The organism is Streptomyces sp. SudanB5_2050, assembly GCF_964272335.1.
Taxonomy (GTDB): domain Bacteria; phylum Actinomycetota; class Actinomycetes; order Streptomycetales; family Streptomycetaceae; genus Streptomyces; species Streptomyces rochei.
The window spans coordinates 7,863,703-7,874,837 of the sequence record NZ_OZ186760.1 but is presented as its reverse complement, the minus strand read 5'-3'; the positions used below and the strand labels follow the sequence as shown (position 1 = coordinate 7,874,837).

At 73.4% G+C, this 11,135-nt stretch carries 10 protein-coding genes; 2 read left to right on the top strand and 8 right to left on the bottom strand.

Features of this window, described 5'->3' with window-relative positions; genetic code table 11:
- Positions 1-366 precede the first annotated feature (366 nt).
- Entirely contained in the window at positions 367-603 is a 237-nt protein-coding gene (locus tag ACFZP7_RS34545; protein WP_046249269.1) for a DUF6059 family protein, read from the top strand.
- Between the two features lie 407 nt (positions 604-1,010).
- Here the strand turns inward: ACFZP7_RS34545 and ACFZP7_RS34540 are convergent, their stop codons facing one another.
- The 4 genes from ACFZP7_RS34540 to ACFZP7_RS34525 all read right to left on the bottom strand — a co-directional run bounded on the left by ACFZP7_RS34540 (position 1,011) and on the right by ACFZP7_RS34525 (position 5,399).
- Complete coding sequence (locus ACFZP7_RS34540) at positions 1,011-2,276, bottom strand: beta-ketoacyl synthase N-terminal-like domain-containing protein (protein ID WP_385633381.1); 1,266 nt, start codon at positions 2,274-2,276, stop codon at positions 1,011-1,013.
- A complete protein-coding gene (locus ACFZP7_RS34535) occupies positions 2,273-3,544 on the bottom strand; it encodes a beta-ketoacyl-[acyl-carrier-protein] synthase family protein (RefSeq protein WP_385633383.1) in 1,272 nt (423 codons plus the stop codon). The genes ACFZP7_RS34540 and ACFZP7_RS34535 overlap by 4 nt, the downstream gene beginning before the upstream one ends.
- On the bottom strand, positions 3,541-4,320 hold the full coding sequence (locus tag ACFZP7_RS34530) for a thioesterase II family protein (RefSeq protein WP_019330961.1): 780 nt from the start codon (positions 4,318-4,320) through the stop codon (positions 3,541-3,543). The genes ACFZP7_RS34535 and ACFZP7_RS34530 overlap by 4 nt, the downstream gene beginning before the upstream one ends.
- Before the next feature lie 257 nt (positions 4,321-4,577).
- Complete coding sequence (locus ACFZP7_RS34525) at positions 4,578-5,399, bottom strand: AfsR/SARP family transcriptional regulator (protein WP_031022570.1); 822 nt, start codon at positions 5,397-5,399, stop codon at positions 4,578-4,580.
- Positions 5,400-6,165: 766 nt separating this feature from the next.
- Here ACFZP7_RS34525 and ACFZP7_RS34520 point away from each other — a divergent pair.
- Complete coding sequence (locus ACFZP7_RS34520) at positions 6,166-7,080, top strand: AfsR/SARP family transcriptional regulator (RefSeq protein WP_308123184.1); 915 nt, start codon at positions 6,166-6,168, stop codon at positions 7,078-7,080.
- 15 nt (positions 7,081-7,095) lie between these two features.
- Here the strand turns inward: ACFZP7_RS34520 and ACFZP7_RS34515 are convergent, their stop codons facing one another.
- The 4 genes from ACFZP7_RS34515 to ACFZP7_RS34500 all read right to left on the bottom strand — a co-directional run bounded on the left by ACFZP7_RS34515 (position 7,096) and on the right by ACFZP7_RS34500 (position 10,883).
- Positions 7,096-7,911, bottom strand: coding sequence for an AfsR/SARP family transcriptional regulator (locus ACFZP7_RS34515; RefSeq protein ID WP_031022565.1), 816 nt, complete (start codon positions 7,909-7,911; stop codon positions 7,096-7,098).
- A 401-nt stretch (positions 7,912-8,312) separates the two neighbouring features.
- Entirely contained in the window at positions 8,313-8,924 is a 612-nt protein-coding gene (locus ACFZP7_RS34510) for a ScbR family autoregulator-binding transcription factor (RefSeq protein ID WP_234331695.1), read from the bottom strand.
- Between the two features lie 32 nt (positions 8,925-8,956).
- A complete protein-coding gene (locus tag ACFZP7_RS34505) occupies positions 8,957-10,549 on the bottom strand; it encodes an acyl-CoA carboxylase subunit beta (RefSeq protein ID WP_385638259.1) in 1,593 nt (530 codons plus the stop codon).
- A 127-nt stretch (positions 10,550-10,676) separates the two neighbouring features.
- On the bottom strand, positions 10,677-10,883 hold the full coding sequence (locus ACFZP7_RS34500) for an acyl-CoA carboxylase epsilon subunit (protein ID WP_385633386.1): 207 nt from the start codon (positions 10,881-10,883) through the stop codon (positions 10,677-10,679).
- Positions 10,884-11,135 lie beyond the last annotated feature (252 nt).

Below are 11,135 nucleotides of genomic sequence, written 5' to 3'. Positions count from 1 at the left end.
GTGGCGTCCGCGATCAGGCCGTAGAGCACTCCGCTCGGGGCCGGGGCCGTCATCTCACAGGCAGTACGGTGCACTCGCGCATCCGGCATCGTCCACACCCTCCGTCGTCCAAGGCGTCGCCGCCGGGCCGGTCCCCGCTGGGCCGCACGCGTGCCGGGTCCACCGGGGCGGGCCGGTGCGGCCGGGCCCGTCGTACTGCGGCTTTTCTCGACCCTGTCCGGAACCGCTAGGGATGTGCCGGTAGCGCGCTCGTGTCGCGCTGGAGCGGCGCCCGGGGGCACGCGCTCCAGCGGGAACCGTCGGGTCCTCGAGCCCGGTGACCGACGGTGGCCTGCGGCCCCAGAAGCGATCCGGGAGGTGGCAGGGATGAGACGCTTCCGCCCGCGCCGATGCGTCCGTGGCCTGTGGGAGGGTCTGGTCGCCTACGGGCGGCTCTGCCTGGCCGGCGAGACGGACCGGTACGACCACCCTCCGCGCCCGCGCATCCGGTGGCACCGGCCGCCGCCGGGACACCCGGAACGGGTGCGCGACGACATGCCTCTGACCGACCTGGAGCGGCGCCTGGCCCGCGAACTGACCGACGAGGACCACGACGTCCGCTAGGCGGGGACGCCACCACGCGTGCCGCGGGCGGGACGGCGGAACGCCGGGCAACCGGGAGAGACGGACGGCCGAAAGGCCAGGAGCCGGAAGGCCGGGCAGCCAGGAGACCGGGAAGGCCGGGGAGCCAGGAGGGCCAAGAGCCCAGGAGCCCGGGAGGCCGGAAGGCCGGAAGGCCGGAAGGCCAGGAGACCGGAAGGCCGGAAGGCCAGGAGGGCCAAGAGCCCAGGAGCCCGGGAGGCCGGAAGGCCGGAAGGCCGGAAGGCCAGGAGACCGGAAGGCCGGAAGGCCAGGAGGGCCAGGAGGCCGGGGAGTCGGCGCCGGGGGTGTTTCCCTTTGCGCGGCCCGCGGGGCCGCGGGCCGTTCCTGGCCGCCCGTGTGTTCCGCTCCGTCTCGCTAGGGGCGGTCCGTCACTCCGTCTGAGGGGCCCGGAGCACCGCGGCGGAGTTGAAGCCGCCCCGTCCGCGGGCCAGCACCAGCGCCACCCGTAGCCGGGGCAGTTCCCGTGGGGCCCCGGTGACCAGGTCCAGCGGGCAGTCGTCGGCGACGCGTCCGGTTCCGGTGGTCGGGGGTACGACCTTCTCGCGCAGGGCGAGCAGCGCGGCTGCCACGTCCAGGGCCGAGCCGCCCGCGCCCAGCCGCCCGGTCATCGTCTTCGGCACGGTGACCGGTACTCCGTAGGGTCCGAACAGCGCGCACAGCGCCTGGCTCTCGACGAGGTCGGCGCGCCGCTCGGCGGCGCCGTCGGCGAAGACCACGTCCACGTGTTCGGGGGCCAGGCCGGCGTCGGCCAGGGCGAGTTCCGCGGCCTGGCGCAGTGTAGGGCGGTCGGGTCCGTCGAAGGTGGCGGCGCAGCCGGCGATGACGCCGTAGCCGGTGGCGCCCCGGCGGGCGGCGGCCCGGGCGTCCTCCAGGACGAGCAGGGCGCCGCCCTCGCCGACCGCGTGGCCGTCGGCCGTGGCCGCGAAGGGCCGGTAGGCCCGGGCGGGTTCGGTGGCCGGGCTGAGCCGGCCGTCCGCCAGGTGCGCGGCCCAGCCCCATGCGCACAGTGTGGAGTCGATCCCGCCGGTGACCATGAGGCATGCCCCGTCGCGGATCCGCCGCCGGGCGCGGGCGAGTGCGTCGATGCCGCCGGCCTGTTCGCTGACGACGGTCGAGCCGTGGCCGCGCAGTCGGTGCCGGATGGAGATCTGTGCGGGGGCTGCCGCGTGGAAGGACGCGAAGGACTGGTAGGCGCTGACGTGCTGGGCGCCTTTGCTCCACAGTGCGGCCAGTCCCCGTTCGCCGAATTCGGCGCCGCCCGCGGAGCTGGCGGTGATCACGCCGGCGCCGTATGCGGGCAGGTCGGCCGGGCTCACGTTAGCGTCGCGCAGGGCTTCTTCGGCCGCGACCAGGGCGATGCGGGTGCCGCGGTCGGTGGAGGGCAGCAGTCTGCTGGGGATGTGGTCCTCGTCGACGAAGCCGGGGATCTCGCCGGCGATGCGTACGGGGTAGCCGGAGGCGTCGAAGCGGGTGATGGGGCCCAGTCCGGTGCGCCCGCACAGCACGGCGTCCCACCAGGCTCTGGTGCCCAGGCCGTTGGGTGCGGCGACTCCGATGCCGGTGACCAGGGTCTGGCGGGGGCCTCCGGCGCCGGCGGGTCGGGCCGGTTCGGGGGCCTGGGTCGCCTTGGTCATGCGGCCTCCTTGAGCCGTGGCCGGGTGAGGACGGCGGCCGTGTGGAAGCCGCCGAAGCCGCTGGCGACGGTGAGGACGGTGCTGGTGCGCTGTTCCCGGGCGAACAGGGGGGTGTAGTCGAGGTCGCAGGTGGGGTCGGGTTCGTGGAGGTTGGCGGTGGGCGGGACGGTGTCGTGCCGGATGGCCAGGGCGCTGGCGGCCAGGTCCAGGGCGCCGGCGGCGCCCAGGGCGTGCCCGATCATCGACTTGATGGAGCTGACGGGCACGCGGTGGGCGCTGCCGCCCAGGCTTTCCTTGAGGGCGTGTGTCTCGTGCCGGTCGTTGTGCCGGGTTCCCGCGCCGTGGGCGCTGATGTAGTCGACGTCGGCGGGGTTCAGCCGTGCCTGGTCGAGGGCGGCGCGGATGGCGTCGGCCATCTCCAGTGCCCCGGGGCGCAGTCCCGTCATGTGGTGGGCGCTGCTGTGGGCGGCGATGGCGGACAGTTCCGCGTAGGGGCGGGCGCCGCGGCGGCGGGCGTGTTCGAGTTCTTCCAGGACCAGGACGGCGGCGCCCTCGCCGAGCACGAATCCGTCGCGGGTGCGGTCGAAGGGGCGGCTGGCGGTGGCGGGGTCGTCGTTGCGGGAGCTGGTGAGGCGCAGGCGGTCGAAGCAGGCCATGGCGATGGGCACGATGGGTGCTTCCGTTCCGCCGGCGACGACGATGTCGGCGCTGCCTTCCCGGATCAGGTCGGCGCCGTGGCCGACGGCGTCCAGGCCGGAGGTGCAGCCGCTGGAGACGAGGGCGACGGGGCCCTGTGCGCCCCGGTCGCGGGCGACGGTGGCGGCCAGGGAGCTGGGGACGAAGTAGTCGTAGAGGGATTCGGCGGCCTCGGTGTGGTCGAGGGTCCAGGTGGTGCCGCAGTCGCTGAGGATGGCGTACTGGGTGGCCAGGCTCGTGGTGCAGCCGATGGCGCTGCCCAGGCTGACGCCGGTGCGCAGGGGGTTGCGGCCGATGCGGTCCGCGACGCCGCTGTCGGCGACGGCTTCGCGTGCGGCGACCAGCGCGAACTGTGCCGCGCGGTCCAGGCGTTCGGTGTCGGCGAGGTCGAATCCGTGGGCGGCGGGGGTGAAGTCGACCTCGGCGGCGACGCGGGAGCGGTAGCCGCAGGCGTCGAAGAGGGTGACGCGGCGGGTGGCGGTGCGGCCGACGGTGAGCAGGTCCCAGAAGCCGGCGGTGCCCACCGCGCCGGGGGCGACGACGCCGATCCCGGTGATCACGACGCGGTTCACCGGCCGCCTCCCGTGGGCAGCGCGGTCACGTGGCCGCGGCAGGCCCGGCCGACGTGCTGGGCCAGGCTCGAGGAGCTTGCGAAGAAGTGTCCCCCGGCGACGGTGTGCAGTTCGATCAGGTTGGTGGTCCACTGCTGCCAGTGGCGCAGGGCGGCGGGTGCGGCGAGCGGGTCGTCGCGGCCCGCGAAGACCAGGACGGGCACGTCCAGCGGCCCTCCGGTGACCGGGTCCAGGGCGGCGTTGCGCAGCGATCGGGCCAGGCGCAGGTCGTCGCGCAGGACGGGCAGGAAGGTGCGCCGCCACAGTCCGCCGGGGGAGGCGGAGGCGCCCGGCGGCAGGGAGCCGATCTCGTCGAGCAGCGGCAGCAGGTCCTCGTCGGGCAGGTCCGCCGCGTCCGCCAGGACGGTGGTGGTGTGCGGGGGCGGGCAGGCGCCGACGGCCAGGAACAGCGGGGGCAGGCCGGAGTCGGCCAGGGCCCGGGTGAGCGTGTAGCCGACGAGGGCTCCCATGCTGTGTCCGTAGAGCGCGTAGGGGCCGCGGCGTGCCGTCTGAAGCAGGGTCGGCAGGAAGTCGGCGAGCAGGCCGGCGCGTTCGGTCAGGCGTGGTTCGCGGCGGCGGCTGTCGCGGCCCGGGAGCGGCAGGGCGGCCACGTCGATGCCGGGTCCGACCGCCGCGGACCAGCCGCGGTAGCTCGCCACGCCCGCTCCGGCGTGGGCGAGGCAGGTGAGTGTGATCCGTGCGGTGCCCGCCTCACGGTCCCTGGAGCGGGAAGCCATGCGTCGCCCTCCTTGTGAACGGTCCGGTCCGGCCCCATCCGGGCGGGCGCCGCCGGCGTGGCGCGTGCCACGCGGTGCCGTCCCGGCGCCGGTCCGGGGGGTGGGTGCCCCTGGGCACCGAGCGTCGCCCGCGCGGCTCGTGCGGCGCTCAACCCCGCGGCGAGGCGGGCGGCGGCCCCGGCCGGCGGCCGCGGCGGCCGCCGCCCCTGCGGGGGCCGGCGTGCCGGGTCCGGCCGGGCGGCGAGGGCACCGGCGCCTCATGCTGCGTACAGGTCGAACGTGGAGGTGCGCCGGGGGCCCGCCACGATGTCCAGGCGCGGGTCGACGGCGAGCATCGCCTGGTGCAGCCGCTGCAGTTGCGGGGAGGGTTCGACGCCGAGTTCGTCGATGAGCCGCTGGCGGAGCCTGCGGTAGACGTCGAGGGCGGCGGCCTGCCTGCCGGAGCGGTAGAGCGCCACCATGGCCTGGGAGTGCAGCCCTTCGTGCTGGGGGTGGCGGGCGATCAGGTCGGTGAGTTCGGCGATGAGTTCGACGTGCCGGCCCAGCCGCAGGTCGGCGTCGATGCGGCGCTCGCGGGCCACCAGCCGGCTCTGCTCCAGGCGCATCGCCTCGATCTCCAGGACGGGCCCGACCCGCACGTCGACCAGGGCGGGGCCGTCCCACAGGTCGAGCGCCCGGCGCAGCACCGTGGCCGCCCGCTCGTCCTCGCCGTCCTCGTAGGCCTGTCGTCCTTCGGTCACGAGCCGCTCGTAGGTGAACGCGTCGACCGCCTCGGCGGGTATCTGCAGCAGGTACCCGCCGTAGCGGGTGGCCAGGACGTCCTTGGCCGAGCCCGGCACGTCGGGGCCCATGGCCGTGCCCAGCAGGCGGCGCAGCTGGAGGATGTACGTCTGCAGCGTGGTCATCGAACTCTGCGGCAGGTCGGTGCCCCAGATCTCCTCCATGAGGGTGGGCACCGGCACCACCCGGCCGGGGTACAGGGCGAGCAGCGCCAGGATCTGCCGGGGCTTGCCCGCACTGGGGACGACCGAGATTCCCTCGAATTCGGCGTTCAACGCACCCAGGACTTTTATTTCCATAATTCCCTCCGCAATGTTTCGGGGCGACTGGTTCTGAGCCGTTGACGGAGCTACTTGATACTGCCTCCTTGCGCCTGTCCGCGTCATTCCCGCCACTCCGCGGCAAGAGGAACCGGACGGTTCTCTGATCGGCGCGCGAGGGCGGCTCTAGTTATTCTTGACCCGTCCCTGGAAGACAGGAGGCTGCGGCTTTGTCCGGGCTGTCTCCGGGTTACCGCTCACGGGTGGTGATTTTGCGCCCGGTACGGTCGGGGGCGTATTCGTTTCGGTTGTTTTTCCGGCCACGGCGAGAGCCGCGGCGAGGGCCGCGGTGACGGCGCCGGGCGGCGCGTGCGGGGGCCGGGGAGCGGTGCCGGCCGTCCGGGGACGGTCGTGGCCGGCCGTCCGGCAGCGGAGGATGCCCTGTCCCGGCCGGTGACGGAGGGTCCCCTGTCCTGGCCGGCGGTACCGGGTTTCCTGTCCTGGCCGGCGGCGGCGGGCGTGTGTCACCGGCTGTCCGGGCGGGGCGGGCTTTTCGGTCGCGGTGTCCTGTCCTTTTCGGGCGGGCCGGGGCCGCGGGGGCTGAAGAACTCTCGAGGAATCGCCCACGCCGGTACGGGGCCGGCTGGAGAATAGCGTGCCGGAAACCATGGGCGGCTAGAGTCCGTGCGGAAGGAAGTGCACCTGCTATTCGTGAGGGAATACCGGGGCCGTGATCCGGGCCGGCGGATGCGGAATCGGGTGCTTCCCGGGCAAGGGCGAGATGGAGTTCCGGATTCTTGGTTCCGTGCAGATCCACGACGAGCGTTTCGGCGTACGGATCGTTCCCGCGGGTGCGAAGCAGCGTGCGCTGCTGGGCGCGCTGCTGGTGAGGGCCGGGCAGGCGGTGCCCGCCGAGTGCCTCGTGGAGGAGCTGTGGGGCGGGCACCCTCCGGTCAACGCCGCCAACGCGCTGCAGGCCCATGTGGCCCGGCTGCGGCGGCTGCTGCCGGCCCCGGGCCCGGGCGGGCCGCGCCACGTGTGGCTGCGGACCTCCCCGCTGGGCTACACCCTGAGCCTGGGGCCGGCGGCGACGGACGCGCAGCGCTTCCACCGTCTGGTGGGCCAGGGGCGCGAGCTGGCCGCCACCGCCCCGGGCCGGGCGGTGGAGGTGCTGCGCGAGGGTCTGGCGCTGTGGCGCGGGCCCGCTCTGCAGGGCAGCGGCCAGGGGCCCATCTGTTCGGCCGAGGCGGCGCTGCTGGAGGAGAGCCGGCTGCGTGCCCTGGAGGTGCTCTACGACGTCTGTCTGCGGGCGGACCGCTGTGCGGAGATCACCGGTGAGCTGGAGGAGCTGGTCGCCGTGCACCCGCTGCGTGAGCGGTTCCACGAGCAGCTGATGACGGCGCTGCACCGCTGCGGCCGCCGGGCCGAGGCGCTGAGCACCTACGACAGGGCGCGCCGGCGGCTGGCCCGTGATCTGGGTATCGGGCCGGGCCAGGTGCTCAGCCGTCGCAGGGAAGCGATTCTGCGCTCCTGTGAGCCGGCGGCGGACTCCGCCGACCGGGCGGGGGCCGGGACGGCCGGGCAGGGCGGGGACGAACTCGGGGTGCTCCGGGAGGAGCTGGTGCGGCTGCGCGGCCACGTGGAGCTGCTGCGCCGGCAGCAGCGGGAGCTGTCCGAGCAGGTCGCCCGGCTCACGGCACACCATCCGTGCGGCCCGTGAGGAACGGCGGCCGGGTCAGCGGGTGACGAGGCGGCCGCTGCCGCCGGCGGCGGCGGGCGTCTCGGGGCGGGCCATGAGGATGGAGCGCTGCAGGCGGCTGAGCGCGGCGGAGGGTTCCAGGCCCAGTTCGTGCACGAGTGTGCTGCGCAGCCGCTGGTAGACGTTGAGGGCCTCACCGCGCCGGCCCGAGCGGTGCAGGGCCAGCATGAACTGGCCGTGCAGGCTCTCGTGCATGCGGTACTGGTTGACCAGGACCGTCAGTTCCGACAGCAGTTCCCGGTGGCGTCCGAGCCGCAGGTCGGCCTCGATGCGCTGGTCGAGCGCGCACAGCCGGGCCTCCTCCAGCCGCTTGACCTCCGTGTCGATGCGCAGGCCGGCCTGGATGTCGGTCAGGGCCTGCCCGTTCCACAGCGCGAGCGCGTCGGCCAGCCGGCGGGCCGCGCCGGCGTAGTCCTCGGCGTCCATGGCCCGGTAGCCGAGGCCGGCGCGCTGGTCGAACTCGCGGTAGTCGACGTGGCCGCCGCGTGTCTGCAGGCGGTAGCCGCCGGGAACCGTGGCGAGGATGTCCTTGGCGGTGCAGCGTTCGTCGGGGCCGTGGGCCAGCGCCTGGGCCATCAGCTCGCGCAGCTGCAGGACGTAGGTCTGCAGGGTGGTCCGCGCGCTGCGCGGCGGGTTCTCCCCCCACAGTTCGTCGACGAGCGCGGCCACCGGGACCACCTGGTCGGCGTTGAGCGCGAGCAGGGCCAGGACCTGGCGCGGCTTGGGCGCGGTCGGCACGACCGACACCCCGTGCTCGCGCACCGACAGCGCACCCAGCACTTCGATGTCCACGTTTCCCCCATGTTTTCAAGGCCGCAGGCCGGTGGCCGGCCTGCGCGTCTCCCGCTGACCGGGACCCGGCGCGGCTGCAGTCCCGATAAAAAAACAGCTCAGTCGGTTTGTCAATGTGGACTCGACGCGCCGCCCCGGCATCGCCCAGATCCAGTCAAACCCTGATCGAACATCTGCCCACAACCCGGCTCCGAACAGGCCCTTCACCACTCAACCCGCCCATGATTCGCCAGGGTTGCGCGAAACCGCGCCCTGTACAGCACCGGAGCGATTGACTGGAAACCATCGGCGCGGATCGCGCGGCACGGGGAAGCCCCGCACAGGGAAAAGGGGCGCCGTTTCCCGAATGCCCGATTCGGGCGTCCGGTCGGCGCCCCCAAAGGAGACCGTACGGTCTTTAATTATCCGGTGGCGGTCCCGGTCCAGGAGCCCTCGGCCTGCCAGAGCCCGGCGTGCGGCGCCGGCGCGAGCGCGGGCAGGAGCAGCAGCCAGAACTGGGCGACCGTACTGCGTGACAGCCACGCCTGGTTGCGCATGCCGAGCACCTCGAAGCCGCTGGTGGCGGCGACCACGGCGGCCACGGCGCTCTCCGGCGCCACGCTCTCGCGCAGCTCGCCGCCGCGCCCGGCCCGGCCGACCATGTCGGTGACCCAGTTCTGCCAGCACAGCCGCAGGTCGGTCCGCGGCTGCCGGCCGGCCTCCCGGCTCAGCTCGAAACCCGCCCGCAGCACCACGTCGTTCTGCAGGGCGCAGGCCAGCTCATGGGTGGCGTTCACCAGGCACTGCAGAACCCCGGGCGGTCCCCCGTCCCACCGGCCGACGACGGCCCGCAGCACGTCTGCGGCCGCTTCCTCCACCGCGTCCGCCAGCGCCGCCTTGCTGGCGAAGTGGAAGTGCAGTGCGCCGTTGCTCACCCCCGCCCTGGAGCTGATCGTGGTGAGCGCCGCGGCGTGGAAGCCCTCGTCGTGGAAGATCTCGGCCGCAGACCTGATCAGGGCTTCCCGCGTACGCACCGCACGTTCCTGTCTGACCATCGATCACTCCGTCACTGCGGGGGGTTGCCGTGCTTGCGGGAGGGCACGTCGGCGTCCTTGGTGCGCAGCATCGCCAGGGACTCGATCAGCACCTCGCGGGTCCCGGCGGGGTCGATGACGTCGTCGACCAGGCCGCGTTCGGCCGCGTAGTAGGGGTGCATCAGCTCGGCCCTGTACTCCTTGACCATGCGGGCGCGCACCGCGTCGGGGTCCTCGGCCTCGGCGATCTGCCGGCGGAAGATGACGTTGGCGGCGCCCTCGGCGCCCATCACGGCGATCTCGTTGGTCGGCCAGGCGTAGGTGAGGTCGGCGCCGATGGACTGGGAGTCCATCACGATGTAGGCGCCGCCGTAGGCCTTGCGCAGGATCAGGGAGATCCGCGGGACGGTGGCGTTGCAGTACGCGTACAGCAGCTTGGCGCCGTGACGGATGATCCCGCCGTGCTCCTGGTCGACGCCCGGCAGGAAGCCGGGGACGTCCAGGAAGGTGACGAGGGGAATGTTGAAGGCGTCGCACATCTGGACGAAGCGGGCGGCCTTCTCGGAGGCCTCGATGTCCAGGACGCCGGCCAGGGCCTGCGGCTGGTTGGCGACGATGCCCACGACCTGCCCGTTCAGCCGCGCCAGAGCGCAGATGATGTTGCGGGCCCAGCGCTCGTGGACCTCCAGGTACTCGCCGTCGTCGACGATCTCCTCGATGACCCTGGCCATGTCGTAGGGACGGTTGCCGTCCGCCGGCACCAGGTCCAGCAGCGCCTCGGAACGCCGGGACTGCGGGTCCGAGCAGGGCGTGCAGGGCGGGAACTCCCGGTTGTTCTGCGGCAGCATCGACAGCAGGTAGCGGACCTCGGCGAGGCAGGTCTCCTCGTCGTCGTAGGCGAAGTGCGCCACCCCCGAGGTCTCGGCGTGGACGTCGGCCCCGCCCAGACCGTTCTGGGTGATCTCCTCACCGGTGACCGCCTTGACCACGTCGGGACCGGTGATGAACATCTGCGAGGTGTCGCGGACCATGAACACGAAGTCGGTGAGGGCGGGGCTGTAGGCCGCGCCGCCCGCGCACGGGCCGAGCATCACGCTGATCTGCGGGATGACCCCCGACGCCCGGGTGTTGCGCTGGAAGATGCCGCCGTAGCCGGCGAGCGCCGAGACGCCCTCCTGGATCCGGGCGCCCGCGCCGTCGTTGAGGGAGACCAGCGGAGCGCCGGCCGCGATGGCCATGTCCATGATCTTGTGGATCTTCGTGGCGTGCGCCTCGCCCAGCGCACCGCCGAAGATCCGGAAGTCGTGCGCGTAGACGAAGACCGTCCGGCCCTCCACCGTCCCCCAGCCGGTGATCACACCGTCCGTGTACGGCTTCTTGGCCTCCAGCCCGAACCCGGTCGCCCGGTGCCGCCGCAACTGCTCGACCTCCCGGAACGACCCCGCATCCAGCAGCAGCTCGATCCGCTCCCGCGCGGTCAGCTTGCCCTTGGCGTGCTGCGCCGCCGTCGCCTTCTCACCCGGCCCGGCCAGCGCCTGCGCACGCACACCGTGCAGCTCGGCCACCCGCCCGCGCGCGTCCGCCGGCTCCGCGGGAAGCGCCACCCGAGGAATGTCATTGAGTATCGTCACGATCTGTCCCTCCCTCATGGCGCGGCCCGGTCGTCGCTTCACCGTAACAAACCATCTATGCGGTTTTGGTTCGGGGAGCTCGGCGCGCACAGGAATCAGCCATGGAAGATGCGGTGCCGGCCTACCGCCAGCAATAGGGGGACCGGTAGGCCCCGGCCCGGCGTCCGGGCCGCCACGGGGCGACCCCCGACCGCTCCCGCCCGCCCGGCCCCTCGTCCCGGCGGGCCATCAGCGCGTACAGCACGACGGTGAGCGCGGCCAGTTCCTCGGCACCGGCACGTCCGCGCTCGATGCGCACAGCGGGCACGGCCCGCTCCGGTTCGGCCATGTCCCCTCCTCTCGGCGTGCGGCCACCGTCCGCCCGCGCACTACAGGAGCGCTGCACTTCCGCTCGAGAGGACGGGCGCCGGCCCCGCCGCCCCGCAGGCGCCCGCAGGGGCCCGCCTTCGGCAACAGAGCAGGGTGCCGGGCGGAGCGACGGCTTCCGGAAGGGCGGCCTCCAAGAGCGGCTCGTCGGAGGGACCGGTTCCCCTAGAAATCAAACCGGACGGTCCCTATCTTTCATCACGTCCGTCACCGA